Raw genomic sequence first — 26516 nt, forward strand, 5'->3', positions numbered from 1 at the left:
GAAGAATACATCAGAGTTTGTAGAAATCACTATTTTTTATTTTTAACCTTTTTTGTTGCTGTGGCCAAAAAATGCGCGACCTTAATATATATAGAGATACCTATTAAAGATGTTTATTATTACTACTATTAAGGCGCATGTTTTCTGTGGAAAAGTGAATTTTCACTATTATTTTCAATTGTTTGAAGCACATCTTTCTTATGTATAAGTGATCAATAAGTGATCAACAACTTGTCGGTAAAGCGGTGTTCTGTCCACAGGCAAAATTTTTCGAAAAACTGTCCAGATTTTATTCCTTGTCTGATCACAGAGTTGTACCTTACTTATCCACAGGGTCTTTTTTTAGTTAAGAAATTATTTTGTCTATTATGTGTTCAATTTTACTCGTGTATATTGCGTTTAATGTAAGTTCAGTCTACATATATGCTGTATATAAACACTGAGTAGCGCTTGCGCATCACTCTCACAAGCAAATTGTTACTATTAAGGAAGAGCATGAACAATCGAATTAAACTGATTAGCATTATTTTGCTGGTTGGCATACTACTCTCAGGCTGCAGTAGCTTTTTTAGTGAGGGAACAAACAAAGCAAGCCGTTCTAGCAGTTTAACTGATTTTCTCTATCCTGATGCAGCAAGCCGTGAGGCTATTGCGCCAGACATACCGGTTTTGACTTTACCAGTGAAAGTCGGCTTGGCCTTCGTTCCCTCAAAAAATTGGGCAGACAATGGTATTCATAGCAAAGACCAAATAGAGCTGTTAAATCAAGTGAAAAGCGCGTTTTTGCAATACGATTACATAGACCGAATCGAAATTATACCCAGCACCTATTTAAGCGGCAGCCAAGGTTTTACTGCACTTGAGCAGGTAGGGAGATTATACGATGTTGATGTAATGGCCTTGGTGTCTTACGACCAAGTGAATCAGACATTGGAAAATAACGCAGCAATATTGTACTGGACGATTGTAGGAATGTACGTTATTCCCGGCAACGAAAATAGTGTGCAAACCTTTGTCGATACTGCGGTGTTTGATATTAAAAGCCGCAAAATGTTATTTAGGGCACCCGGTATTAGTAAGTTGGAACAACGCAGCACGGCAGTGGGCGTCAATAGCGCAATATCTGAAAAATCGATAGAAGGTTTTCAACTTGCTGTTGCCGATATGAATCAGAACTTAGACGCTGAATTAGCTGCGTTTAAAACGCGAATAAAAGAAGAAAATATAGCAAAAGTGCAAACCCGTGAGGGATATACCGGCAGTGGCGGTACAACGAGTTTGCTATTTATTTTGTGTTTATGGATGTGCGTTTGCGGTCGGCGTATTGAGGCAATTAAATTTCATTAGGACGATAAGCACTACCCTGTTGATTTGATGGCTCAGCTTGGCCTTGGCTTATAGCCTCACGCCGGCTCGGCCCTTGAAAGCGCACTTTATAAGTTTCGTATTCTTTCATTGATTCAAAGCAGTAACGACCTAATGCCTTTTCTAATTCGGCAAGGTTGTGGTTGGTGATTAATATGCAATTTTTATTGTTTGCCGCACGCTGGCGAAGCAGATTACCCAACCAACTCTGCGCACTCTTTTTAAGCACAGTTTCGTTAACACACACTTCATCGAGGATGAGCAAATCAACGTCGTGAAGCTGTTTGTTTATTTCTCTAAACTGCTGCGATGCGTTGTCATTTGCCTGATAGTCATAGGAAAAAAAGCGCATTTCTAATAATGTCTGTAACTGACGATACAGCACGGTTGTTTCAAACTGTTGGATGAGTTGATGTGCAATGGCACCAGCGATGTGTGATTTGCCGCGACCATAATCGCCGTAAAATAGCATCATGTGGGCATTACTATTGCGCCAACCAGCATCTTTATGCGCGGCAATAAACGAACGCGCGATGCTTATTGCTTCGATAACATCGGGTGCATCTTCTTGCAGCGTGTCAAAGGTCCAGTGTTTATTCAGTTCTGACTGACCATAAAGCGCCTCTACACGCTTTTGTTTACTTTGCTGTTGTAACTTACCAATCTCTTGATTGGCAAGCGTGTCGTAATGGGCTCGCTGTTTTTTATAATCGTAAGGCTGGGCTTCTTTATTGAGTTTATCCACATCCTTGCCGAGCGCTCTGCCAATGTCGTTTAATCTATCTTGAAGACTTTTCATGATTGCTCACTGTATTTTTTAACAAGTTTTTTCACGTTATCGTCAAACTCTATTCCGGCCTGTGTTTCTACCCACTGATGACCCACCTTACTTTTTTCGCCGCTTATGGGTTTGCGTATGCGTCGATGTTTTAAATGTAACACAAACTTTTGCGTCCACTGATAAGGCGTATGTTGGGACTCGGGTCTGCCTAGCCAGTAAGCAATAAACTCCCCAAGTTCTTCAGCGTCAAAATGTAAGTCAATCACACCAACTAATGCACAAATTTGTTCGAATAAATGATTATCTGGCCGCCAAGATACGCTTATTTTTTGATGTTGTGCATGTAAATCAGAGTCTTGTAAGTCTTTACCTGCTTTATTTAATAACAGCGTAACGCGGTGGCGATTTAAACTTTTTTGAAAGTCATGTTCACCTTGAATGTCAATCAGGCCCGCATGGTGTAATTCTTCAAACAAAGCGCTAATTTCACGCCCAAGACTAATACGCTTGTCGGTGCTGTTGAGCAGTGCCAATATATCTTTGTTATGTATGGTTATTTTACTGTCGTCAGACTGGCTCTGCGGGAGCAAGTAAAGGCAATAGAGCACTCTCGCTTCATTTGAAACGGCTTGGCTTAATGCGGCAAGTTCCAAGCTGTTTAACATGGGAGGTGGTCAACAATAGATATCATAGTGTTTCAAGCACTTTATCAAGATAGAGTAAAGCCTCATCCTCAGGCACAGGATGATGCAATACATCGATGTGAATAGGCTGTGATATACACACCGCGCCGGTTTTTTTAAAGGTTTCTTCCATTGTAATGGCACCTTGGCAGAATGTGTCGTAGCTGCTGTCGCCGAGACCAATCACAATAAAGCGTGAGTCAGGCAAGGTTTGTTGACTGAGAGCCGCTTCAAAAGACTGAATATTGTCAGGTAAATCGCCAGCACCGTGGGTTGAGGTCACAACAATTAATAGATTTGAAAAATCAACTTCATCAACACTCGGTTGAAAGTGAACGTTAACATGATGACCAAGCGCCACTAGTTTTTCTTCCAGAGAGTCTGCTACATATTCACTGGCACCTAGTACAGACCCTACAATGATTTCAAAATTCACATGCGCTCCAAGAGTGTTGTTAATAATGTGTCGCTTTTGCGTTTGTAGAGTAGGCGGTAGCTGGCAATTGAACCACGCTCGCCATTATTTATTTGCCTATACAAAATGATGAGAATATTTTACCTAGTAAGTCGTCTGAGGTAAATTCACCGGTAATTTCATTTAAATAATCTTGCGCAATTCTTAGCTCCTCGGCCAGCAATTCGCCTGCCATATATCCCTCTAATTGCGCTTTACCTTGTTGAATATGAGCATCTGCGTTTAAAAGTGCTGTGATGTGTCGCTGCCGAGCAATAACTTGATCCTCACCTGCTTGGTCAAAGCCCATGCAGTCTTTCAGATGTGCTTTGAGCGCTTCTATACCTAAACCTTCTCGGGCAGAAATGCGAATAACCGGGTCAGACTTACTATTATCGATACCGGGGCTTTCATTGGTTAAGTCGCATTTATTGCGAATGACGCTAAGACCCATATCTTTGGGTAATTTAGCGTAAAATTCAGGCCATAAATCCTGCGCTTGTGCATCGCTCTCGGTTTGTGCGTCTACCATAAACAAAATGCGGTCGGCCTTTTGAATTTCTTGCCACGCGCGTTCGATGCCGATTTTCTCAACGGCATCATTGCTCTCTCGAAGACCGGCAGTATCGATGATATGTAAGGGCATGCCGTCAATATGGATATGTTCTTTAAGTACATCTCGGGTAGTACCGGCAATGTCAGTGACAATCGCCGAATCTTTGCCAGACAGGGCGTTCATTAAACTTGATTTACCGGCATTTGGCTTGCCAACTATCACAACATGCATGCCGTCACGGAGTAGCGAACCTTGTTTGGCTTGTTTTTTTACCTGATTCAGTTGAGCAACAATGTCATTGAGATGGCTTTGCACTTTGCCGTCTGCTAAAAAATCAATTTCTTCTTCAGGAAAATCGATAGCCGCCTCTACATACATTCGAAGATGTATGACTTCGTCAACTAGGCGCTTGATATGTTTTGAAAACTCACCCTGAAGACTTTTGACTGCGCTTTTTGCCGCTTGAATAGAGGAAGCATTGATCAGGTCAGCAATGGCTTCTGCCTGCGTTAAGTCCATCTTATCGTTTAAAAAAGCCTGTTCGCTAAATTCACCCGGCCGGGCAAGCCGAACGAGTTTTGTCGCTAAGCAAGCCTCTAACAACAATTGCATAACAACTTGGCCGCCGTGCCCTTGCAGTTCGAGCACATCTTCACCGGTGAACGAGTGAGGATTATTAAAAAATAAGGCCAGCCCCTCATCAATAATATTCCCGCGGCTATCTTTAAATGGCTGATACACAGCGTGGCGAGGAGGGGGACATTGTCCGAGTATCGCTTCGGCAACAGCTTTGCTGTTAGGGCCAGATACTCGAATAATGCCAACGCTACCGCGACCAGGCGCAGTGGCCTGAGCAACAATTGTGTCGGTATGCGTTGAGGGTAAAGCAGTGCTCGTATTCAAATGTTAGTCACGAAAGTTGGTAAATTGTAAAGGTAGCGGCAAGTCTTCTGCTTTAAGCATCGCCATTGCACTTTGTAGGTCATCACGTTTTTTGCCGGTCACGCGGACTTGGTCGCCTTGAATTGACGCCTGTACTTTCAGTTTTTTTTCTTTTATTAGCTTGACGATGCGCTTGGCAAGTTCTTGGTCAATGCCTTGTTTGAACTCAATGACCTGTTTGTATGTTTTTCCGGTGTGATCGAAGGGATTGACCTTCATCGCCCGAGTATCTACGTTTCGCTTTGAGCAGCTTGTACGCAGCATGTCTTGTAATTGCTGTAGCTGAAAGTCGCCTTCTGCCGACATTACAACGCTTTCATTCTTATATTCAAAGGATGCTTCAACCCCTCTGAAATCGAAACGAGTTGATAATTCTCGGCTTGCATTCTCCACAGCGTGTTTTACGTCAACGTTATTTAGTTCTGAAACAATATCAAATGAGGGCATGAGTCACTCCACGATGTTTAGATGTTTATTAGTTAAGAAGCATACGCTTTTCATCTCTTAATCAATATTATAAACGTTTTACGCAGAAAAAAGCCCGTATTCACGGGCTTTTTGTTCGTTCGTTTTAAATAGTAGTAATCGATAGATTAGGATTTACGCTCTGGTTTCGCGCTAATACCGCGTTTTTCCATCGACGCATATATAATTTTCGCTTGTACCAGAGTCACTAAGTTACTTATTAGCCAGTAAAGGACTAATCCTGCTGGGAAGAAGAAGAAGAAAATACTCATTGCCACAGGCATGTACTGCAGAAGCTTTTGTTGCAGTGGGTCTTGTATCGTCATCGGCTGCAACTTTTGCAGTAAATACATGCTTGCGCCGGTAAGAATAGGCAAAACAAAGAAAGGATCTGGCACAGAAAGGTCGGTTATCCAGAAGATAAAGTCAGCATGGCGCAGCTCCACACTTTCTAGTAACACCCAGTACAAGGCTAAGAAAATTGGCATTTGCAGAAGGAGTGGGAAGCACCCGCCCATAGGGTTAACTTTTTCTTTCTTGTACATTTCCATCATGGCCTGAGACATTTTTTGTCTGTCTTCACCATAACGGTCTTTTAACTGCTGCATTTTCGGCGCTAGGTTACGCATTTTAGCCATGGACTCGTACTGCTTTTTGGTCAGCCAATACATCGCACCTTTAACAATAAGCGTGATGATAATTATTGAAAGCCCCCAATTGATAACAAACGATTGGATGAGTTTTAATAATGCAAATAGAGGTTGAGCAAGCCACCATAAAATACCGTAATCTACCGTGAGGTCTAATCCCTTAGCTAGCTTGGCCAGTACCGCTTGGTCTTTTGGCCCAACATACAGTTGTGATGAAACCATGGCCGAATCACCACTGTTTACAACAAAACTTTCACCGGTATAACCAATAATCGCGCTGTTTTGAACGATGCGTGAATACAGCGTGTTGGTTTGCGTTTGGGGAGGTACCCACGCAGACACAAAATAATGTTCTAGCATGCCAGTCCAACCGCCGACCGTAGCGGTGCGCATTGGCTCATCTTCAATATCGCCAAAAGGGAGCTTTTCGTAGCTATCGTCTTGCGTTCCGAATGCTGCGCCTCTGAATGTAGGCATAAACATAGAGCCGCCGCTCTGCTCGTTGAGTGTTTGTTTAAGCTGGGCAAACTGCTGCATCTGTAGTGTATTAGCAGTATTGTTGACTACCTCGTATTCAACTAAGGCAGTGTGGCTGTTGCTATCAAAAATAAATGTTTTGGTAACGCCTAGACCGTTAGCAGAGCGCCATGTTAGCGGAATACGAAGTTGAGACTGTCCATCCATTACATATTCTGCTGCACTCGCCTCATAACGTGGACGACCGCCGGTACCGTCAGGTCCGTCTTTGCCAACCAATCCGCTTTGAGCAACGTACAGCGTTGCATCTTTGGGGCTAAGCAGTTGATAAGAGTCGTCGGAGCCTTGCGTTACTGGATACTGTATTAAGTCAGCTTGGACGACATCTCCACCCACCAAATCAATGGTGAGATGCAGAGTGTCGGTAACCACATCGATATAACGACTACTATTTGTGTTAGTTACAACAGGGGCTACTGGTGTGGTGTCTTGAATGTCAGTTGGGACATCGAGTGCTGAGCCAGCAGACGACTCAATTTCTCCCACGGTAGAATCGCTAGCAGAGGGAATGCCAATATTAGCTTGTGCATCAAGGGTTTGAGTAGAGCTAGTGTTTGCAGGTGCTTGCGGTGGCTGTGGTCCGTAGGCTTCCTGATATTCTATCCAGAGTAAAAAGCTTACCAGTAATAAGCCTATAATTAGGATACTTCTTTGCGATTCCATAAATCTCTCATTTATACAATGTTAGTCGTGTTGATTATTGTGGTGCGTTGCTTTTGGTACCATATCAATGCCGCCTGGATGCAGGGGATGGCACTTAACGATACGCTTTATGGCTAACATACTTCCTTTAGCTAAGCCGTGTGTTTTTAGCGCTTCTTGAGCATAACATGAACAACTGGGGAAAAACCTGCAATTTTGTCCAAGTATGGGTGAAATTAACAGTTGATATGAACGTATTAACCCTATTAACGGCAAGGCCAATATAGGCGTTCGTTGCTTAGATTGTTCAGCAGTTTCTATTGGCATCTTTTTATCAATCGCCCCCATAGCCGCTCGAGCTGTGCGTGAATACTCGCGTTGTCGAGTTTACCTAAACCCTGTTTGCCGACAACAATAATATCAACATTTGGTAGCGTATGGGCATGTAATCTAAAGCTTTCGCGAATACATCGTTTAATGCGGTTACGCTGGACGGCTAGTTTTACTTTCTTTTTGGCAACAGTAATGCCAAGTCGAGGGTGACTAATATCGTTGTGACGTGCAAGAAGGGTAATACTGGGGGAGACTGCGGGTATTGCTTTTTCAAAAACAAAAGCAAACTGCCGAGGAGCCAATAATCTTGACTCTCTCGGGAAAGTGTTCTGCGGATTGTTCACTGTGGCAGTGAACAATTACGCTGATAAACTCTTTCTGCCTTTTGCTCTACGGTTAGCTAGTACTTTACGACCGTTTTTAGTGGCCATGCGAGCACGAAAACCGTGAGAACGCTTACGCTTTAAATTACTTGGTTGAAAAGTTCTTTTCATGACCTGTTCTCGTTTCAGTGTTTAGATAGTTTTTTTATCGAGTAAGCAGTTGCTGCTCGGAAAAACTACCCTTGATTAATTGGACGCGGAATATTAGTGATCAAGCCCGCTAAAGTCAAGGCTTTGTGTATAAAAAACCACGCTTTTTCGAAAGCAGGCGATTAATCATAAACACACTCTAGATAATTCGCTTTGTTTGAGACTAATTTGCACACTTGATTAATTTATATCCACAGGGATTTTCTAATTACAATTACTTATCCACATTTTTTCAGGAATGCAAGGGGTCAATGCCATTTTATTTATATAATGTAAGGATCTATTGCTTGAAGGCCTCATTAAATAAGGGTTGATAAAGGTGGCAGTGCGCATCCTTATAGAAGGTATGATTCCTATAACTTTAAATAATATGTAGTTAATTCAAGTTTATATGCCGGATTTCGTCACTAGTTGAGCGAAACTTCGAAAGAATATCATTTTGCCTGTGGATAAATACCAAGAGATCCCCTAATATTTACCGCCCCATTTTTAACGTGCATAGTGTGCAAAGCGGAGAATGTCTTGTCTGTCAGTTGGGAAAAATGTTTAGAAGTACTCAAGCACGAATTGTCCAGTGAGCAATTTAATACCTGGCTTAAACCTCTTAGGTCTGAGTACATGGGGGACGCACTTTATTTATTTGCTGCCAATCAATTTGTGCTGTCTTGGGTAAAAGATAAGTATTACGAACTGATTATTTCTACACTCTCTCAGCTTTATGGCCCTGATGCTCCGCAATTAATTCTGCAAGAGAAGAAATTAGCGCCGGTTGCTCACAATCCAATGAAGTCGGCCTTGCAAGCTCAGGCAAAATCTCATGCTCAAGCAGAGGCACTTGCTCAGGGAAAAAACAATCAAGCGTCACCAAGTCTTTCTATTAATGCGCACATTGGGGATGAGTCGGCACAGGTGTTTGCTAAGCCAAATCAGTCGGTCCCCTTACCAAAGTTGAATAATCATAAAAGTAACGTAAAGCCTGAATATACCTTTGATAATTTTGTAGAAGGTAAGTCTAATCAGCTGGCTAGAGCGGCGGCGATTCAAGTCGCGCAAAATCCAGGGCATTCTTATAATCCGCTTTTCTTATACGGTGGGACTGGGTTAGGTAAGACGCATCTTATTCATGCGGTAGGCAATGGCATTGTTGCAAATAAGCCAGATGCAAAAATTGTATACATGCACTCTGAGCGATTTGTGCAAGACATGGTAAAGGCGCTGCAAAATAATGCGATAGAGGATTTTAAACGCTTTTATCGTTCGGTAGACGCCTTGTTAATTGACGATATTCAGTTTTTTGCTAAAAAGGACCGTTCGCAAGAAGAGTTTTTCCATACCTTCAATGCACTGTTAGAGGGTAATCAACAAATTATTTTGACCTCTGATCGCTACCCAAAAGAGATTGATGGTGTGGAAGATAGATTAAAATCACGCTTTGGTTGGGGCCTCACCGTGGTCATTGAGCCACCGGAGCTTGAAACGCGAGTGGCGATTTTAATGCGTAAGGCAAATGAAAACAGAATTGAGCTGCCAAACGAAGTTGCTTTTTTTATCGCCAAACGTCTTCGGTCAAATGTTAGGGAGCTCGAAGGAGCGTTGAATAGGGTAATTGCCAATGCTAACTTTACAGGCAGGCCAATAACAATTGATTTTGTACGAGATGCATTGCGAGATTTACTTGCCTTGCAAGATAAGTTAGTTACTATTGATAACATTATAAAAACAGTTGCTGATTACTACAAAATCAAAGTTTCAGATATACTGTCAAAAAGAAGAACAAGAAGTGTGGCTAGGCCTCGGCAAATTGCTATGGCGCTCTCTAAAGAGCTAACTAACCAAAGCCTGCCAGAAATAGGCAACGCGTTTGGTGGAAAAGACCACACCACAGTACTGCATGCGGTCCGAAAAGTGACCGAGCTGAGAGCTGAAAATCACGACGTCAAGGAAGATTATAAAAACTTGATTCGTACACTATCGTCCTAAGCATATAATTGAGAATAACAAATGAATTTTACGATTAGCCGCGAAAACTTCTTGCAGCCACTACAATTAGTATCTGGGGCCGTAGAGCGTCGTCATACACTGCCAATTTTGGCAAACCTGTTGTTAAAGGTGGACGACGGTAAGCTATGGATGACAGGAACAGATTTAGAAGTTGAGCTTATTGCTAATGTGGTGCTTTCGGGTTCAAGTTCTGATGGACAGATTACGGTTCCCGCAAAAAAGGTATTGGATATTGTTAGGGGCTTACCTGAAGATGTCACGATTATCTTTGAAGTATCTGAAAACAAAGCAGTTTTACGCTCAGGCCGGGCACGTTATTCACTTTCTACACTGTCTGCGGACGATTACCCTAATTTAGAAGATTGGGAAGGTGAAAGCGAGTTCGAAATTAGCCAGCAAACTTTGAAGCACTTGATAGACTCAGTTCAATTTTCGATGGCGCAGCAGGATGTTCGTTACTACTTGAACGGGATGAGTCTTGAGACGAGCGAAAATGAAATTCGCTCGGTGGCAACAGATGGCCATAGACTTGCTATGGCGGTGCATGAATACGAAGGCGGTCAACTACCGGTTAAGCAGGTTATTATTCCACGCAAAGGCGTAATGGAAATTGCACGACTTATAGATGAAAGCGACGCTAATATTAAAGTGCAGTTGGGCTCAAATCATATTCGTATATTTAGCACATCGTTTATTTTTACGAGCAAACTCGTTGATGGACGCTTCCCTGACTATAATCGCGTCGTCCCTAAAAACACCGATAAGGGTTTGGTGGTAAATCGTGAATCAATCAAAAGTGCGTTTTCCCGCGCGATGATTTTGACCAATGAGAAGTTTAAGGGTGTACGACTGAATCTTGATTCAGGCGAGTTAAAGATCACGGCGACTAATCCAGAGCAGGAACAAGCCGAAGAGATTATCGACGTAGATTACGAGGGTGAGTCATTAGAGATTGGCTTTAACGTGGCTTACCTAATTGATGCTCTAAACGCAATTGATTCACACTCGGTTATCTTTAAGCTCTCTGATTCAAACGCCAGCGCATTAGTGCACGGTATGAAGAAAAGTGGAGAAGAGTTTGTAGAAGATGAGTCGTCTCAATATGTCATCATGCCAATGAGACTTTAGTTAAACACTATTTATGCACATTACTCAGTTGCGGTTAAATCACTTCCGCAACTTCACAGAGACCCGCATTAATCCTTCTGCTTCATTCAATATGATCTATGGTTTGAATGGAGCAGGCAAATCCAGCATTTTAGAAGCAATCCATCTCCTTGGTTATGGGCGTTCTTTTCGCACGAACAAAGCCAACACGATAATTCAAACTGACGCATTGTCTGCAACCAGTTTTTGTAAATTCCAAGCGCAGGACGGGGAGCAGGTACTAGGTGCCAGTCGTTCAAAGGCAGACGGATTCGTGTTTAATATCAACGCTGAAAAGACGCGGCGGATTTCCGATATTGCAAAGATTTTACCCATCCAAATATTTACGCCGCAAAGCAGTGACCTAATTTTGGGCGCACCCATGCTGAGAAGGCGTTTTATAGATTGGTTAGTGTTTCACGTGGAACAATCGTTTATTCAGTCGAGTAAGGCATTTAGCAGCGCGCTAGAGCAACGAAATGCCTTGTTGAAAATGTCCTTCGGTAAGCCAGTTTCTTGGTTTTCACAGCAGGATGTATGGTCTACTATCATCACAAAACACGGCGAAATAATCAGTCAGCATCGTAAGCACTATTTAAATGCCTTAAATGGGCAATTAAAGGCCTTATATCGCGAATTTAAACCTGATGTAGAAATCGAATTAAGGTATAATCTTGGCTGGGATTCTGGTTGTCGTTTAGAAGAGGCAATTGATGGTCGGCTAGACAAAGACATTGCCCGTGGTAATACCTCGTCAGGACCGCACAAAGCTGATATTCAGTTTCTTGTTAATGGCAAATCCGCATCAGAATATTTGTCGCGCGGTCAGCTAAGAGTGCTGGTGTCGCTTTTGTTGGTAGCCCAAGTACGTCTTTTGAAACAATGTACTGGCAAAAGCTGTATTTTTTTAGTTGATGATATTGCCGCGGAACTAGACGTAGGTACCAGAGAGTTTTTCCTAGACACCATAGTGGCTGAAAACGCTCAGGTATTCGTTACTGCAATTGAGAAGCAACAGCTCTCTTTTGCTGAAAAGTATAACAATAAAAAAGTGTTCCACGTGAAACATGATCACGTGAATGAGGAGTAAAGATGTCAGAAAACAATTATGACTCGTCGAGTATTAAAGTACTAAAAGGCCTTGATGCAGTTCGCAAAAGACCTGGAATGTATATTGGCGATACCGACGATGGTACAGGATTGCATCACATGGTGTTTGAGGTCGTCGATAACTCAATCGATGAAGCCTTGGCCGGTCACTGCAATGACATCATTATAAAAATCCATTCAGACAACTCTGTCTCGGTAAGTGACGATGGTCGCGGCATTCCGACCGAGATCCACGAAGAAGAGGGCGTTTCAGCCGCAGAGGTCATTATGACCGTGCTGCATGCTGGCGGTAAGTTCGATGATAACTCTTATAAAGTATCAGGCGGGTTACATGGCGTCGGCGTCTCGGTAGTAAACGCGCTTTCACGTAAGCTCAAAATGTCAATTCGTCGTGGCGGCAAAATATACGAACAAGAATATACCATGGGCGTGCCAAATGCTCCCTTGTCTCCAGTAGGCGATACCGACAAGACGGGTACTACAATTCGTTTTTGGCCGAGTGAAGAAACCTTTACCAATGTAGAATTCCATTACGACATTCTTGCTAAACGTATCCGCGAACTCTCTTTCTTGAACTCGGGTGTATCGATTATCCTTGAAGATGAGCGAGACGGACGCAAAGATAAGTTTCACTACGAAGGCGGTATTCGGGCCTTTGTACAATACTTAAATAAAAACAAAAACTCTATCCATCCAAATGCCTTTTATTTTAGCATCGAGCGTGAAGACGGCATTGCCGTTGAAGTAGCGATGCAGTGGAATGATAGCTTCCAAGAAAACGTTTTTTGTTTCACCAATAACATTCCTCAGCGTGATGGCGGAACCCATTTAGCAGGATTCAGAGGCGCTTTAACGCGCACACTGAATAACTATATGGAAAAAGAAGGTTACAACAAAAAGAACAAAACAAATGCGAGTGGAGACGATGCACGCGAGGGGCTTACTGCTATTATCTCGGTAAAAGTACCCGATCCGAAATTCTCATCGCAAACAAAAGATAAGCTTGTGTCGTCTGAAGTAAAAACAGCAGTTGAAGGCACCATGGGCGAAGAGTTGTCAGACTTTCTTATTGAAAACCCTGGCGACAGCAAAATAATCGTAAATAAAATTATAGATGCTGCTCGCGCAAGAGAAGCTGCGCGCAAAGCGCGGGACATGACGCGTAGAAAGGGCGCGCTAGATTTAGCGGGCTTGCCCGGCAAGTTGGCAGACTGTCAAGAAAAGGATCCTGCACTATCTGAGCTGTACATAGTGGAAGGGGACTCGGCAGGCGGTTCTGCCAAACAGGGTCGTAATCGTAAAAACCAAGCCATCTTACCTCTGAAGGGTAAAATTCTAAACGTCGAGAAAGCGCGTTTTGACAAAATGCTGTCTTCACAAGAGGTCGCTACGCTTATCACTGCCCTAGGTTGCGGCATTGGTCGCGACGAATACAATCCTGATAAGTTGAGATACCACAGCATCATCATCATGACTGACGCTGACGTGGATGGTTCACATATCAGAACCCTGCTTCTAACATTCTTCTATCGTCAGATGCCAGAGATGATTGAACGTGGCCATATATTTATTGCACAACCGCCTTTGTATAAAATTAAAAAGGGCAAGCAGGAGCAATATTTAAAAGATGAACCGGCCTTAACCGACCACTTAACTAACATTGCCGTTGACGGTGCTAGTTTATTTGTAAGTGATTCGGCACCGGCTATTCAAGGTATTGCGCTTGAGAATATGGTTCGCTTATACCAAAGCACATTTTCGATGATCGGCCGCATGAGTCGAAGAATGCCGGAGTCAATCCTCAAGCAATTAGTTTATTCGAATGTTCTTGATCAGAACATGCTTGATGATAAATCTAAGCTTAATCTTTTAGGTGAAGAGTTGATTGAAAAGCTCAGTAACGCGGAAGACGATGGGCAAAGCTTTTTATATGAAATTAGGCTGGATGAATCGGGCAAGAATGAGCTCGTGATCATTATGAAACGTCACGGAATTGACTATGAATATCATATAAATCAAGAGTTTATGTCTTCTCCTGAGTATCAAAAAATGATGTCTCTTAATCAAACCATCAATAATTTGATGGAAGAGGGCGCTTATATCAAACGCGGAGAAAAAGTGCTCCCTGTTGATAGCTTCGAGCAGGCGCTAGATTGGTTAATGAGCGAGGCCAAACGTGGTCAATATATTCAGCGTTATAAGGGACTGGGTGAAATGAATCCAGAACAACTGTGGGAAACCACAATGGACCCGAATTCGCGCAGGATGTTGCAAGTGACCATTGAAGACGCAATAGGCGCCGACCAACTGTTTACGACCTTAATGGGCGACCAAGTTGAGCCGCGAAGAGAGTTTATTGAAACCAACGCGTTGAATGTTGAGAACTTGGACGTTTAAAACGTTTGCGATAAAGCCCGTTTACAATGACAAAAATAAAAATCCCCTCATGCAAGGGGATTTTTTTGCCTGTAATGTCATAAAGTAGAACACTACATCGATTATGCAAATTTAATGCATGTCATCTATGCGGGGCTCACCTCTTCTTTTACATTTGTAGGCGCTTGCAGTACCAAACTGATAATTTTCCAACCAGACTTTGGCGTGAGTTCCTTATTACCTGAGAACACGCCTACCTTTCCTTCATACAAATACAACAAAGGCACAAGTTCATTCTCATACTTAGCTAGATAATTTTCAAAGCTAAACTCATCGGTCAACGCTGTGGTCTTTATCTTCGCCCCGCGCTTCATCGCGCTCGCTAGATAGCTATAGGTTACATAAGAATCGAATAGCGCCAGTTTTTTCGCATAAGATTCCGACACCTGATGACTTGTCATTCCTTCGGTCTCTCTGGTGTTTAAACCAAGTACCGTGGCTTCTTTGCCCAACTCATGTTCAAAATGCATCATTACCAACGGGTTGAGCTGCTTGTATGGCGAAAGTATCAGCGCTGAACCGATACCGGTTAAATCCAAATGACGCTGTGCATGCTCAGACATTGGGTTACCAAAATAGGTTTTAGTATTGGCCATGCGAGCCTCTTTAACAGTATCCCAGTTAGTATCGGCTAAAATCACTGGAATATCGTTTTGCTGCAGCTCAGCGGCGAGTTCACGCGAAAACTGGCTGCCGCCAAATAAAAATAAGCCGTTTGGTTCTGGAGATCGCAAGCCTAACAGCGAGGCAACTTTTGCAGACGTTAAGCTTTGTATTACCACAGTGGCAATAATGATAATAAAGACCATGGGCACCAATACTTCCGCCTGAGGATAACCCTCGGCCTCTAATTTGAGTGCGAACAGGGCGCTTACTGCCGCGGCAACAATACCCCGAGGCGCAATCCAGCTAAGCAGCAGCTTTTCTTTTAGGTTCAGTTGCGTGCCTATCGCAGAAACAAATACCGATGCCGGACGTGCAATAAACAGCACAACCAACACAACGATGACTGCGCCTAAGCCAACGGCCTGTATCGCGCTAAAGTCCATGCGTGTGGCTAATAAAATGAAAAGGCCTGAAATTAACAGCACGCTCAGGGTTTCTTTGAATTCTAGAATGTCTGACACATCGACGTTTTTCATATTCGCCAATATCATGCCGGCAATGGTGACGGTTAACAGACCAGACTCATGGGCCAATGCATTAGAAAACGCGAAGGCACCTAATACAATGGTGAGGGTCGCGGTGTTTTGTAAATAATGGGGGATTAAATTGTGGCGAAGGCACAGGCCCAAGCAATATCCAGATAACACGCCTAAGACCAAACCAGACAAAATAGTTTGGCCAAAGGCAAGGAATGTGTGGGTGAGGGCGTCTTGCTGCGTCAGTATAAATTCAAACACTAATACCGCACACAGAGCTCCAATTGGGTCAATAATAATGCCTTCCCAGCGCAGAATGTTGCCTATTTTGCTCGAAGGGCGAACAGTTCGAAGCATGGGCACAATGACCGTTGGTCCTGTTACGGTCACAATCGCCCCTAAAAGAGCCGCTAGGCCAAGTGGGATATCGAGAAAATAGTATGCTGCAGGGGTGACGGTTGCCCACGTAACAAACACCCCAGATGTACATAAATTCCTCACCATGTTTCCATGGCCACTGATATCGCTAAATTTCAGCGTAAGCGAGCCTTCGAATAAAATAATGGCCACTGCCAATGAGACAATAGGAAACAGTAAATCACCGAATAGGGCATCAGCGGTGAATGTGCCAGTAACCGGACCAACTATGATGCCGGCAATGAGCAAAAACAAAATGGCTGGCAGCTTCACCTTGTGTGCTAAAAACTGACATGCAATTGAAAGAAGGCCAACGGCAACAAGCGCAATAGTGGGATCTATCAAAGTATTATCCTTATAAGTCTATCCGTAATCGGACTACCTTAGGATATTACGCACCATATGATAAATAGGTCAATCGATGAATGATAAAGCAGTGCGCTGATTTTATTGGACGACACTTACTGTTAACTCAGGGTACTGATTGTTTGAAATATCTAATTCAAAACGGTATTTGCCCGTTTCGGCTGGGATAAACTGAAGGTTGAGGGAGTCATTAAAACAATAGAGCTCTACCTCATTGTTTAACTGCATTAGAGGGCCAGATGCTGGGAGTCCACAGTTAAATGCAGGCGACCAAGTACTGTCGGCGACTTTAAAATCATAGGGCTGGCCATCGGCAATAAGGTCAAGCTCAACGACCATCGTGTTAGCATCGAGCTCTCTAAACTTAAACGCATCGGTAGCTTCCCACCAATTAAACACGCCGCGCAAATATACGTCACTATAGTCTTTATCGGGTACAGAATTAAACAGCTGTGAGTTTCCAGACGAACTACATGCACCTAAGAGACCAACGACTGTAAGCAAACTAAGAGTGTGTAATTTAGACATAGGCGTATACTTCATAACCTTATAATTCACTCAACCGCTAGTGTGTTAGATGTTGAGAACTGATATATCTGCTACTGATAAAAACAAGCGGCGCACATTGGCAATCAAGCAAATTCGGTTGTGCTTCACGGCTTCATCATCTGCCATAATCATAACCTTGTCAAAAAATGCGTCTAGAGGCTCCTTGAGCGCACTCAATTCTACCAAGGCCTGTGAATGGTCAAGCTCGTTCGTACTGCCGCTTAAACTGGCCTGTGTGAGCGTATAGGCAGAAAACAGCACTTTCTCCTCTGTTTGCTCCAATAAAGCCTCATCAATAGGCTGAATATCGTCAAAAGAAATTGCGTTCTTGTTTAAAATATTGGCAACCCGTTTATTAGCTGCAACGAGGCTGCTGGCGTTTTGAGAGCGCGCAAACTCTGATACAGCTAACACACGTTTGTTAATATCACTGAACGAGCCTGAGGTTTGCACCGCCATAACGGAGTTGACAATATCGGCGCTGATCCCTTGGTCGGCATAAAAAGGTTTGCATCGGTCAAACAAGAAGGCACTTACCTGCTCGCTTGTTTCTTTGTTAGTTAAGAGCTGAGCAAATTGCTCGGTGACGCTTTCCACCAAACTTTGGATATTCAGGTCCACGTCAAAGGTCACTAGCATGCGCAAGATACCAATTGCGCTTCGGCGCAGAGCAAATGGGTCTTTGTCACCTTTAGGTATAAGGTTGACGCCAAATATGCCCACTAGCGTGTCTAATTTCTCGGCCAAAGATAATAGCAATCCTACTTGGCTTTGAGGTAAGGTGTCATTGGCAAACCGAGGTAGATATTGCTCTTCAATGGCAACAGCAACCTCATCGGCTTCACCATCGTGCTGTGCATAATGTCTACCCATAATGCCCTGTACGGAAGTAAACTCCATTACCATATTGCTGACTAGGTCTGCTTTTGCTAAATACGCAGCACGTTTCGCATAAGAAAGTGTTGCATCATCGACATGCATTAACTTACCAATGATCTGGGTAATGTTAGCAACGCGTTTGCTTTTATCAGCAATACTGCCCAAGGACTTTTGAAACAAGATATCGTTAAGTTTTTCTGCTTTTTCAGCCAGCGTCGTTTTCTTATCACTTTCGAAGAAAAACTCAGCGTCGGCTAAACGAGGTCGAATCACCTTCTCATTGCCAGCAATCACCTGTGACGGGTCTTTACTTTCAATATTACATACAAACAAAAATGTTTCGCTTAGCTCACCGTTTTCACTCAGCAAAGGCACATACTTCTGGTCGTCCTTCATCGTATAAATGAGAGCTTCTTTGGGCACTTGTAAAAAACGTGCTTCAAATTTAGCTTCGAGCACGACAGGCCACTCCACCAGCGATGATATTTCTTCCAGCAGCGTTTGATCATAATCTGCGCGCAAACCTAGTGCGCTAGATTGCGCCTGCAGCTGTTGCTCAATTGCACGCATTCGTTTTTCATAATCGGCAATCACATATTGGCTGTGTAGTTGCGCCTCATAGCTATCGGCATCGCTTAAGGTAAAGCGGTGGTCGCCATGAAACCGGTGCCCAGAACATTGGTTTGACGCGGCGATGTTTAAAACGGTTGCTGGCAGTATTTCGCTTCCATACATTAGGCATAGCGTATGCACAGGGCGAATAAATTCGGCATCACTTGTGCCCCAGCGCATAGCCTTTGGAATAGGAAGCTGCTTGAGCGCTTTATTTATAACGTCTTCTATCACATCGTCCAAGCGTAGACCAGGCACACGGGCTTTATGCAATAACCATTCACCTTTGTCGGTGACGAGACGCTGGGCCTGCGAGACGTCTATACCATTGGCTCTTGCCCAACCTGCGGCAGCCTTAGTTGGCTCGCCGTTGGCATCAAATGCGGCACTAACCGCAGGTCCGCGCTTTTCAAGCTCTTTGTCGGCCTGTACACGTTGGCATTTAGTTAGTCTGAGGGCGAGTCGTCGCGGTGCACCATAAGCAAATACTTCCTCAAATGAAAAGTCCCGCTTTGACAATTCATCTACTATGCCGGCTTTAAAGCTTTCGGTTAGCAATTTCAACGATTTAGGGGGGAGCTCTTCGGTGCCAAGCTCAATAAGAAGCGTGTGTAATGCCATATTGTCAGTCATTGCCTTATTTCGCTCCCTGCGCTGCTTGTGCTTGCTCAGCATTTTTACACAGCGGAAAGCCTAGTGTTTCACGTGAATCAAAATACATTTGCGCAACTGCTTTTGACAATGTGCGCACGCGCAAGATATATCCTTGTCGTTCAGTTACAGAAATCGCATGTCTAGCATCGAGCAGGTTAAACGCATGAGATGCTTTCATTACTTGCTCGTAAGCAGGTAAGGGGAGTTGCGCGTCGATAAGTTTTTCGCAGGCCTTTTCACATTGCTCAAAGCTTTCAAACAAAAAGGGCACATCAGCATGCTCAAAGTTAAATGCCGACTGTTCTTTTTCATTCTGTAAAAAGACATCGCCATAGGTGACATTACCAAAGGGACCCTTTGTCCACACTAAATCGTAAATGCTGTCTACACCCTGCATATACATGGCTAAGCGCTCAAGGCCATAGGTAATTTCGCCAGTAACCGGTGTGCATTCAAGCCCACCAACCTGTTGAAAATACGTAAATTGAGTAACTTCCATGCCGTTTAACCACACTTCCCAGCCCAAACCCCATGCTCCTAGCGTGGGAGACTCCCAGTTGTCCTCAACAAAGCGAACATCGTGGACTAGCGTGTCAAAGCCGAGCGCCTCAAGTGAGCCTAAATACAGCTCTTGAATATTGGCTGGGGAAGGTTTAAGCATCACTTGAAACTGATAGTAGTGTTGCAAGCGATTAGGGTTTTCGCCATAGCGTCCGTCAGTGGGTCTGCGGCAAGGCTGCACATAGGCGCTGTTCATCGGCTCCGGTCCTAACGACCGTAAAAAAGTCATAGGGTGGAAGGTGCCTGCACCTACTTCCATATCTAAGGGTTGGATGATCACGCAACCTTGTTGTGCCCAATAGTCTTGCAGGGCAAGGATGAGTCCTTGAAATGTGTCGAGATCGTATTTGTGCATATCAGACCGCTTGCTTCGCTCTAAGGCATTAAATAAAGGGCGGTAGTATACCTTGCTTTGGCGGCTATTTGTAACCCTTGGAGCACTTACAAATGCGATAGATAGTACAATTTTATGTATTTTTACCCAAGCGACCGTAGCGTTTTACGCTTAAGGTGCGTTAAATACCTTAAGCGCTTCGGTTTCTTTGAGGATTGCGCTTTCTGCCTCACTTTCGAACTGTTCGCGCTCTTTGTCTTGCGCGCGGCGCTCGGCCTTCGGCAGCGAGTTGCGTTCTTCGTGGGTGGGGTAGTGTTTTACTTTTCCAAACAAGCCGTGAACGGCAGGGTACTCATCCGCATAGTTAGGGAGGGGATCAAGCGGCAGTGCTTCGAGTAAGCGGCAAATACGAATGACGCCTTCTGACAAGTCGCACTGCTGTTGCTGCATGGCAAATGCAATAGTTTGGATGCTACTTGTAATGGAGTCTATTCGCTTTTGCCTAGCGGCTTGTTGCCGTTTATTTTGGGTTTGTAATAAAAAAAGCAGACGTCCTGCATAGATACTTAAACCCACTATTACCAATGCGCCAAGGGCGACTAATATCCACTCCATTATGACCTTCTAATCTTTGAAATCGTCTAGTCTTATTGCATCTAACTTTGCAAAGGGATCAGTCTCTTGCTCAGATTCCTCATCGTCAATGTCAATACCGAGCATCTCGCATAGCACTTTGTGACGGGCAAGTGTCTCATTCACATACACTTGTTCTAATTTTGTCAGCGTTTTAGTCTCTTGCTTTGCCAAGAGCTTTTCGAGGCGAGGGTCTTGCTCTATTGCGTCTAACTCTTGCTGGGGTGTGCTAAATTTCTTAACGCTTTTTTCTGCTTTGCTAGAGCCTCCTTTTAGATACTTGTTTAAGTCGACCGATTTTTTACTACCGTGACGTGGGTCTTGTGTTCCTTTACCACTGTTTTGCGATGATTTTGTCTCGCCGATATGCTGACGGCTTCCCGCTTTGTTACCAAGATTATTGGTCGATTTACCTAATTGTGGTTTTTTAGGCTTTTTTGGGGCTTCGGTTTTGGTGATGCCTATTTTGCCGATTTTTCTAGATTTCTTTACGCGGGCCATGATGTACTCAATAATTTGGACGATAAGTAAGAACGCGGTTTTACGCTCTATGAATGTTGTGCAGTTTACTAAATTTTGCAGACAAGAAAAAAGGTGATACCCGAAGATATCACCTTAATATTAATCAGTGTCTTGTGACACCTCTCCCGTTTAGCACATCATGTGCTTACGTTATGACTTATTTTACTTTTTATTATTCTTATCAAAACAAGCTAACTTGTTCTCGGTAATCCGTTACGCTTTCTTATTATTAAAAGCTTACTCGCAAAGTCTTATTTATTCAAGCTTTGCTTAGAGCGTGCGAGCATCATACCCAACTCTAAAAAATTTACAACTTATTTACATTAAAATTTCTATCTAAAATTTCGATTGATTAAAAAATGCGCAAACCTCTTAATAAAGGCCTTCTAAATAGGCTGACAAGATTTCTATGTCTTCGTCAGTGAGCCTCGATGCAATGTCACGCATCATGCCGTTTAGGTCGTTGTTGCGCGCACCCGAACGAAACATCTCAAGTTGCGTTTTGGTATATTGCGCATGCTGTCCACTTAGCACTGGAAATCCTGCTAAATTCATACCCTTACCGTCTGCACTGTGACATGCAATGCAAGCAGTGATGCCGCGATCAGCGTCTCCGCCGCGGTAAAGTGCTTCTCCGGCTGCAATGACATCTTCTGGCGCGGTACCAATTTTAAGCTCCTGACCTGCAAAATAAACCGCCAAGTCTTTCATGTCTTGGTCAGATAATGGCGCTGCCATACCGTTCATGACCGCATTGTTTCGGCCTTCTTTACCGCCCGTTTGCCCAGCCAGTTTGAATTCCTTTAGCTGTTTATATATATATCCAGCGTGCTGTCCAGCAATTTTCGGATTAAGCGGGATGGCGCTATTACCGTCTGTGCCATGACATGCCGCACAAGTAATAGACTTCGCTTTTCCTGCCTCAGGGTCACCGTCGATTGCAACTGCCGCTGCGCTTGTAAGGATGAGCCCTAAAAGCAAACATAAATTTTTCATACTTAATCTCTCTTAAACCGGGTTTAACCATTCACCATGCTGTGATGGCGTGATATTTTACACAAATACGCTATTAAAAAAACTCTTACCTAGTAATAGTATCGATTTAAATGCATGATCGGTAAATCATTTCATACACTTTTTGTTTGCCTTTAACTGATTTCGGGACCTTATGTCATATTTTACCCAAGCTAAATTTTTAACCAGTGCCCCTGATATCGCCCATCTGACGCCTTTTGATGGGATTGAAATTGCCTTCGCGGGGCGTTCAAATGCAGGCAAATCTAGTGCGCTGAACAAAATTACTCGCCAAAACAGTTTAGCCAGAACCAGTAAAACCCCCGGACGCACCCAACTGATTAATCTGTTTGAATTAGACGAACAGCGACGTTTAGTCGATTTACCCGGCTATGGTTACGCCAAAGTGCCCCTTGCGATGAAGCAAAAATGGCAGAAGTCTTTAGGAGAGTATCTGCAAAAACGCGAATGTCTTAAGGGTTTAGTTGTTTTAATGGATATAAGACATCCTTTAAAAGACCTCGACCAAGAACTTATCTATTGGGCGGTTAGTGCGAAGTTACCGGTTCTGATTTTGCTCACCAAGGCCGATAAACTTAAAGCAGGCAAGCGTAAGCAGCAGGTACTGATGGTACGAGAAGCGTCGCTGGCCTTTATGGGCGATGTCACGGTACAGGCATTTTCATCGCTTACAGGCGTAGGCTTACCTGAGGCAGAAAACGTTTTGCTAAACTGGTTGGGCGTAGATAATACTCAGGCGCCTTCATAAACTCGTAGACCTTTGCAGGCGGTTGTCGATAAATGTTGGATAGACGTCGACGCCCTTTTACCGATGATTAGTAAGAGCGCATGTAACAGGGTAAGCAAGCAATATAAAAAAGAAAGCCCCGAAAAACTTCGGGGCAAACCACTTAGGGAGAACAACACACTCGCAATATAGGAGTGTGTATCGATTGCTTAGTTCAATTTTTTAAAATTATCTTACTGTCGAGTCACATTTCGTCAGTCAGATCAGTGAGCCTCATCCCAATTTTTACCAATACCAGCTTCTACAATAAGCGGCACATCAAGGCTGACGCAGCTTTGCATGATGTCACAGATTTTGGGCACGTAGTCATCAAGTTTGTCTTCGCGTATTTCAAAAACCAATTCATCGTGAACCTGCATAGTCATGATAATGTCTTTGGTTTCCCCTAAGCTATCAATCCATGCTGCAACCGCAATCATCGCTTTTTTGATAATGTCTGCTGCCGTTCCCTGCATGGGTGCATTAATTGCTGCGCGCTCTGCGCCTTTACGCCGCGCACCATTGCTTGCATTGATGTCGGGTAAATAGAGTCTGCGACCAAAAACGGTACTTACGTAACCACTTTGTTTCGCGCCATCTCGAGTCGATTCCATATATTTGAGTACACCAGGATAGCGTTCAAAATAGGTGTCCATATAGGTCTGTGCATCATGGCGCGAAATATTAAGCTGCTTAGACAAGCCAAATGCGCTCATGCCGTAGATTAAGCCAAAATTAATAGCCTTTGCACTGCGCCGCTGCTCGTTGCTTACTTGTTCAAGCGGCACTGAAAACACCTCAGATGCGGTGGCGCTGTGAATATCTTTGCCCGCGCCAAACGCAGTCAGTAAACCCTCATCCTTACTCAGATGGGCCATGATCCTAAGTTCGATTTGCGAATAATCCGCTGCCACCATTTTAAAACCGGGTTGCGGGATAAAGGCCTGTCTAACCTGTCGACCTTCTGCGGTTCGAATCGGAATGTTTTGAAGATTCGGATCACTCGACGACAAGCGCCCCGTAGCGGCAATCGCTTGATGATAACTCGTATGTACACGGTTTGTGCGGTGGTGAATCATTTTAGGCAGTTTGTCAGTGTAAGTATTTTTGAGCTTAGATAATCCTCGATACTGCATAATAAGAGCAGGTAGCTCATACTCATTTGCCAACTCATGCAGCACTTCTTCCGATGTTGAAGGCGCGCCCTTCGGGGTCTTCTTAACCACCGGCAGCGACATTTTTTCAAATAAAACGTGCTGAAGCTGCTTGGTAGAGCCCAGATTAAAGGGCTCACCGGCAAGCTCATGGACTTTTTGCTCCAGTTCAATGATGCGTTTGGCTAGGTCTTGGCTTTGTTGCGCCAGCATTTGCGAGTCGATTAACACACCAGTCTGTTCCATTTTCGCCAGTATGCTCGACAGCGGAACTTCTATCTCGGTCAGCACTTCACTTAAACCATCTTGTGCTTTGAGTAATGGTTTGAACGCCTCGTATAAACGCAGGGTTACGTCAGCGTCTTCTGCAGCATACGGACTGGCTTCTTCCAATGTTAACTGATTGAATGTGAGCTGTTTCGCACCTTTGCCTGCAATCTCCTCAAATCCGATACATTTGTGACCAAGGTATTTGAGGGCCAGGCTATCCATATTATGCTTGGTTGCAACACTGTTAAGTACATAAGATGCCAGCATGGTGTCGCAAAGTATGCCGCGCAAGTGCACATCGTAATTTGCCAATACATTTTTGTCGTACTTAATATGCTGACCAACTTTTTTTGCATCATCCGCTTCAACTAAAGGCTTAAGTTGCTCTAACACCCAATCTCGGTCAAGTTGCTGCGGTGCGCCTGGATAATCGTGCGCCAAAGGAACGTAGTAGGCGTCGTTGGGCGCCAGCGCGAAGCTTATGCCCACAAGCTGCGCCTGCATGTAATCTAGTGAAGTCGTTTCGGTATCTACCGCGTAATACTCAGCTGCGCGTAACTTATCGATAAGGCTTTGAAAAGCATCTTTGTCTAATACTGTATGGTAGGCACTGGTATCAAATGTTTCAGTGTTGCTTGGTAACGGCGACTCATTACCTTGATCACCAGTAGGTGTATCGTCTAATGCGTCTGCGTAAGTATCACTGTCGGTGCTAACCTCACTCAACCATTTTTTAAACTCCAAATCGACAAAGAGGGTCTTAAGCTGCGCTTTGTCCATTTCGGTCATTTGAAGCGTCTTTGGTTCATATTCAAGCTTGAGGCCACATTCAATGGTGGCAAGCTCATAAGACAACAGCGCTTGCTCTTTGTGCGCCTCCATTTTCTGCGCCATCGTTTTAGCGCCTCTAAAGTCTAAATCAGCAATTTTGTCTAAATTGTCATATATTGCATGCACACCACCAATACCATTGAGCATAGCAACAGCACTTTTATCACCTACGCCGGGCACGCCGGGTATGTTATCGACTTTGTCACCCTTCAGGGCAAGGAAGTCGATAATTAGCTCAGCGGGGACACCAAACTTTTCGACTACGCCGTCTAAGTCCATCTTGGTACGAGTCATGGTGTTTATCAAGGTGACGTGCTCGCTTACCAGCTGTGCCATGTCTTTATCACCGGTACTTATGACGCATTCTATGCCTTGCTCGGTGGCTTGCTTGGCTAGGGTGCCAATGACGTCATCGGCTTCAACGCCCGGTTCAACAATGATAGGGAAGCCCATGGCTTTTACGATAGTGTGTAGCGGCTCTATCTGGCTTCTAAGTTCATCGGGCATGGGGGGGCGATTCGCTTTATATTGATCATAAATATCATCGCGGAAGGTTTTACCTTTGGCATCGAATACCACGGCCATATGGGTTGGCTCATAGTCTTTGACTAAACTTCGTAGCATGTTAACCACGCCATAAATTGCGCCGGTGTCTTGTCCTTTGCTATTGGTTAGAGGCGGAAGGCCATGGAAGGCGCGAAACAAATAGGAGGAGCCATCAACTAAAACTAAAGGCGGCGTGTTATGTTTGTGCATAATTCGTTTACTCTTTTATCGTTATTCTTGTAATGCTATGAAATTAAAAGAATATTTTTTAGTTTAATTATTCATCGGCTGTGGATAACTTTGTTGGTAAGTAAATTAAAGACAGCAAAAACCTACCTTCCTTATCAAAGGAAAGTATAGCAGAGATTGGGTTCAGGAATAATGCTTTGGCGACAGCCGAATATCCTTTACTATTTTTATTTTTTTAGGTAAATCCATCTAGTCGTTTCGTCCAAGGGAGCTGAATCGACCTCTTAAATTTAGCACAAAATTTTTGCTTGCCAAGTAATAAATTGACTAAATTTTTTTATCTTTTCCCTTCAAGAGCTTACAAAACAAAATAAATTTTTGGCATTGTGTTTGAGTTTTTTTTACGAAAGGCACACAATGTT

At 43.8% G+C, this 26516-nt stretch carries 23 protein-coding genes; 6 read left to right on the forward strand and 17 right to left on the reverse strand.

Going from position 1 to position 26516, the window contains the following annotated elements; genetic code table 11:
- Positions 1 to 495: 495 nt before the first annotated feature.
- Positions 496 to 1347, forward strand: a complete 852-nt coding sequence (gene rhlP, locus ACFO4O_RS01230; protein WP_382405431.1) for a rhombotarget lipoprotein — start codon at positions 496 to 498, stop codon at positions 1345 to 1347.
- Here rhlP and ACFO4O_RS01235 read toward each other — a convergent pair.
- The 9 genes from ACFO4O_RS01235 to rpmH all read right to left on the reverse strand — a co-directional run bounded on the left by ACFO4O_RS01235 (position 1334) and on the right by rpmH (position 7902).
- Positions 1334 to 2164 (reverse strand): DnaA ATPase domain-containing protein, encoded by an 831-nt coding sequence (locus ACFO4O_RS01235; protein ID WP_382405433.1) that lies wholly within the window; start codon positions 2162 to 2164, stop codon positions 1334 to 1336. The two genes, rhlP and ACFO4O_RS01235, sit on opposite strands and share 14 nt — an antisense overlap.
- Positions 2161 to 2811 carry a DnaT-like ssDNA-binding domain-containing protein gene (locus ACFO4O_RS01240; RefSeq protein WP_382405434.1) on the reverse strand — a complete coding sequence of 217 codons (651 nt, stop codon included), beginning with the start codon at positions 2809 to 2811 and terminating at the stop codon, positions 2161 to 2163. Before ACFO4O_RS01240 ends, ACFO4O_RS01235 begins: the two co-directional genes overlap by 4 nt.
- A gap of 22 nt (positions 2812 to 2833) precedes the next feature.
- Positions 2834 to 3265, reverse strand: coding sequence for a flavodoxin domain-containing protein (locus ACFO4O_RS01245; protein ID WP_382405435.1), 432 nt, complete (start codon positions 3263 to 3265; stop codon positions 2834 to 2836).
- 88 nt (positions 3266 to 3353) lie between these two features.
- Positions 3354 to 4742 (reverse strand): tRNA uridine-5-carboxymethylaminomethyl(34) synthesis GTPase MnmE, encoded by a 1389-nt coding sequence (gene mnmE, locus ACFO4O_RS01250; protein WP_382405436.1) that lies wholly within the window; start codon positions 4740 to 4742, stop codon positions 3354 to 3356.
- 3 nt (positions 4743 to 4745) lie between these two features.
- The gene (locus ACFO4O_RS01255) at positions 4746 to 5228 is read right to left on the reverse strand and encodes a YajQ family cyclic di-GMP-binding protein (RefSeq protein WP_382405437.1); all 483 of its coding nucleotides are present in this window, start codon (positions 5226 to 5228) and stop codon (positions 4746 to 4748) included.
- 146 nt (positions 5229 to 5374) lie between these two features.
- Positions 5375 to 7096 (reverse strand): membrane protein insertase YidC, encoded by a 1722-nt coding sequence (gene yidC, locus ACFO4O_RS01260; RefSeq protein ID WP_382405439.1) that lies wholly within the window; start codon positions 7094 to 7096, stop codon positions 5375 to 5377.
- Positions 7097 to 7117: 21 nt separating this feature from the next.
- Positions 7118 to 7402, reverse strand: a complete 285-nt coding sequence (gene yidD / locus ACFO4O_RS01265) for a membrane protein insertion efficiency factor YidD (protein ID WP_382405440.1) — start codon at positions 7400 to 7402, stop codon at positions 7118 to 7120.
- Positions 7393 to 7767, reverse strand: coding sequence for a ribonuclease P protein component (gene rnpA, locus ACFO4O_RS01270; RefSeq protein ID WP_382405442.1), 375 nt, complete (start codon positions 7765 to 7767; stop codon positions 7393 to 7395). Before rnpA ends, yidD begins: the two co-directional genes overlap by 10 nt.
- On the reverse strand, positions 7768 to 7902 hold the full coding sequence (rpmH, locus tag ACFO4O_RS01275) for a 50S ribosomal protein L34 (protein ID WP_382405443.1): 135 nt from the start codon (positions 7900 to 7902) through the stop codon (positions 7768 to 7770).
- A 561-nt stretch (positions 7903 to 8463) separates the two neighbouring features.
- On the opposite strand from rpmH, the gene dnaA reads away from it, so the two are divergent.
- From dnaA to gyrB, 4 genes are read left to right on the forward strand one after another with little or no spacing between them, the layout of a single operon-like run.
- Positions 8464 to 9921 (forward strand): chromosomal replication initiator protein DnaA, encoded by a 1458-nt coding sequence (dnaA, locus tag ACFO4O_RS01280; protein ID WP_382405444.1) that lies wholly within the window; start codon positions 8464 to 8466, stop codon positions 9919 to 9921.
- A 21-nt stretch (positions 9922 to 9942) separates the two neighbouring features.
- On the forward strand, positions 9943 to 11070 hold the full coding sequence (gene dnaN, locus ACFO4O_RS01285) for a DNA polymerase III subunit beta (RefSeq protein WP_382405445.1): 1128 nt from the start codon (positions 9943 to 9945) through the stop codon (positions 11068 to 11070).
- 13 nt (positions 11071 to 11083) lie between these two features.
- Positions 11084 to 12178 (forward strand): DNA replication/repair protein RecF, encoded by a 1095-nt coding sequence (recF, locus tag ACFO4O_RS01290; protein WP_382405446.1) that lies wholly within the window; start codon positions 11084 to 11086, stop codon positions 12176 to 12178.
- A gap of 2 nt (positions 12179 to 12180) precedes the next feature.
- Positions 12181 to 14595, forward strand: coding sequence for a DNA topoisomerase (ATP-hydrolyzing) subunit B (gene gyrB, locus ACFO4O_RS01295; protein ID WP_382405447.1), 2415 nt, complete (start codon positions 12181 to 12183; stop codon positions 14593 to 14595).
- A gap of 125 nt (positions 14596 to 14720) precedes the next feature.
- Here gyrB and ACFO4O_RS01300 read toward each other — a convergent pair whose 3' ends face one another.
- The 7 genes from ACFO4O_RS01300 to ACFO4O_RS01330 all read right to left on the reverse strand — a co-directional run bounded on the left by ACFO4O_RS01300 (position 14721) and on the right by ACFO4O_RS01330 (position 22299).
- Positions 14721 to 16538, reverse strand: coding sequence for a cation:proton antiporter (locus ACFO4O_RS01300; RefSeq protein ID WP_382405448.1), 1818 nt, complete (start codon positions 16536 to 16538; stop codon positions 14721 to 14723).
- Between the two features lie 102 nt (positions 16539 to 16640).
- The gene (locus ACFO4O_RS01305) at positions 16641 to 17087 is read right to left on the reverse strand and encodes an early set domain-containing protein (RefSeq protein ID WP_382405450.1); all 447 of its coding nucleotides are present in this window, start codon (positions 17085 to 17087) and stop codon (positions 16641 to 16643) included.
- Between the two features lie 45 nt (positions 17088 to 17132).
- Complete coding sequence (gene glyS / locus ACFO4O_RS01310; RefSeq protein ID WP_382405490.1) at positions 17133 to 19220, reverse strand: glycine--tRNA ligase subunit beta; 2088 nt, start codon at positions 19218 to 19220, stop codon at positions 17133 to 17135.
- Positions 19221 to 19236: 16 nt separating this feature from the next.
- Positions 19237 to 20169 carry a glycine--tRNA ligase subunit alpha gene (gene glyQ, locus ACFO4O_RS01315; RefSeq protein WP_382405451.1) on the reverse strand — a complete coding sequence of 311 codons (933 nt, stop codon included), beginning with the start codon at positions 20167 to 20169 and terminating at the stop codon, positions 19237 to 19239.
- 150 nt (positions 20170 to 20319) lie between these two features.
- A complete protein-coding gene (locus ACFO4O_RS01320; RefSeq protein WP_382405452.1) occupies positions 20320 to 20763 on the reverse strand; it encodes a DUF2489 domain-containing protein in 444 nt (147 codons plus the stop codon).
- A 9-nt stretch (positions 20764 to 20772) separates the two neighbouring features.
- Positions 20773 to 21282 (reverse strand): Der GTPase-activating protein YihI, encoded by a 510-nt coding sequence (gene yihI, locus ACFO4O_RS01325; protein ID WP_382405453.1) that lies wholly within the window; start codon positions 21280 to 21282, stop codon positions 20773 to 20775.
- Between the two features lie 393 nt (positions 21283 to 21675).
- Positions 21676 to 22299 (reverse strand): c-type cytochrome, encoded by a 624-nt coding sequence (locus tag ACFO4O_RS01330; protein ID WP_382405454.1) that lies wholly within the window; start codon positions 22297 to 22299, stop codon positions 21676 to 21678.
- Between the two features lie 172 nt (positions 22300 to 22471).
- On the opposite strand from ACFO4O_RS01330, the gene yihA reads away from it, so the two are divergent.
- On the forward strand, positions 22472 to 23086 hold the full coding sequence (gene yihA, locus ACFO4O_RS01335) for a ribosome biogenesis GTP-binding protein YihA/YsxC (protein ID WP_382405455.1): 615 nt from the start codon (positions 22472 to 22474) through the stop codon (positions 23084 to 23086).
- Between the two features lie 242 nt (positions 23087 to 23328).
- On the opposite strand, the gene polA is transcribed toward yihA, so the two are convergent.
- Positions 23329 to 26115, reverse strand: coding sequence for a DNA polymerase I (polA, locus tag ACFO4O_RS01340; protein WP_382405456.1), 2787 nt, complete (start codon positions 26113 to 26115; stop codon positions 23329 to 23331).
- Positions 26116 to 26516: the final 401 nt, after the last annotated feature.

The sequence above is a fragment of the Glaciecola siphonariae genome, assembly GCF_042652645.1.
Classification (GTDB): domain Bacteria; phylum Pseudomonadota; class Gammaproteobacteria; order Enterobacterales; family Alteromonadaceae; genus Glaciecola; species Glaciecola siphonariae.

What these genes read in the sequence shown, in the direction of transcription:
- rhlP (WP_382405431.1), top strand. Translation starts at nt 496, where the DNA reads ATGAACAATCGAATTAAACTGATTAGCATTATTTTGCTGGTTGGCATA.
- dnaN (WP_382405445.1), top strand. Translation starts at nt 9,943, where the DNA reads ATGAATTTTACGATTAGCCGCGAAAACTTCTTGCAGCCACTACAATTA.
- glyS (WP_382405490.1), bottom strand. Translation starts at nt 19,220, where the DNA reads ATGGCATTACACACGCTTCTTATTGAGCTTGGCACCGAAGAGCTCCCC.
- ACFO4O_RS01305 (WP_382405450.1), bottom strand. Translation starts at nt 17,087, where the DNA reads ATGTCTAAATTACACACTCTTAGTTTGCTTACAGTCGTTGGTCTCTTA.
- gyrB (WP_382405447.1), top strand. Translation starts at nt 12,181, where the DNA reads ATGTCAGAAAACAATTATGACTCGTCGAGTATTAAAGTACTAAAAGGC.
- ACFO4O_RS01320 (WP_382405452.1), bottom strand. Translation starts at nt 20,763, where the DNA reads ATGGAGTGGATATTAGTCGCCCTTGGCGCATTGGTAATAGTGGGTTTA.
- ACFO4O_RS01240 (WP_382405434.1), bottom strand. Translation starts at nt 2,811, where the DNA reads ATGTTAAACAGCTTGGAACTTGCCGCATTAAGCCAAGCCGTTTCAAAT.
- rpmH (WP_382405443.1), bottom strand. Translation starts at nt 7,902, where the DNA reads ATGAAAAGAACTTTTCAACCAAGTAATTTAAAGCGTAAGCGTTCTCAC.
- ACFO4O_RS01255 (WP_382405437.1), bottom strand. Translation starts at nt 5,228, where the DNA reads ATGCCCTCATTTGATATTGTTTCAGAACTAAATAACGTTGACGTAAAA.
- yihA (WP_382405455.1), top strand. Translation starts at nt 22,472, where the DNA reads ATGTCATATTTTACCCAAGCTAAATTTTTAACCAGTGCCCCTGATATC.
- yidD (WP_382405440.1), bottom strand. Translation starts at nt 7,402, where the DNA reads ATGCCAATAGAAACTGCTGAACAATCTAAGCAACGAACGCCTATATTG.
- ACFO4O_RS01235 (WP_382405433.1), bottom strand. Translation starts at nt 2,164, where the DNA reads ATGAAAAGTCTTCAAGATAGATTAAACGACATTGGCAGAGCGCTCGGC.
- ACFO4O_RS01330 (WP_382405454.1), bottom strand. Translation starts at nt 22,299, where the DNA reads ATGAAAAATTTATGTTTGCTTTTAGGGCTCATCCTTACAAGCGCAGCG.
- yihI (WP_382405453.1), bottom strand. Translation starts at nt 21,282, where the DNA reads ATGGCCCGCGTAAAGAAATCTAGAAAAATCGGCAAAATAGGCATCACC.
- glyQ (WP_382405451.1), bottom strand. Translation starts at nt 20,169, where the DNA reads ATGCACAAATACGATCTCGACACATTTCAAGGACTCATCCTTGCCCTG.
- polA (WP_382405456.1), bottom strand. Translation starts at nt 26,115, where the DNA reads ATGCACAAACATAACACGCCGCCTTTAGTTTTAGTTGATGGCTCCTCC.
- yidC (WP_382405439.1), bottom strand. Translation starts at nt 7,096, where the DNA reads ATGGAATCGCAAAGAAGTATCCTAATTATAGGCTTATTACTGGTAAGC.
- recF (WP_382405446.1), top strand. Translation starts at nt 11,084, where the DNA reads ATGCACATTACTCAGTTGCGGTTAAATCACTTCCGCAACTTCACAGAG.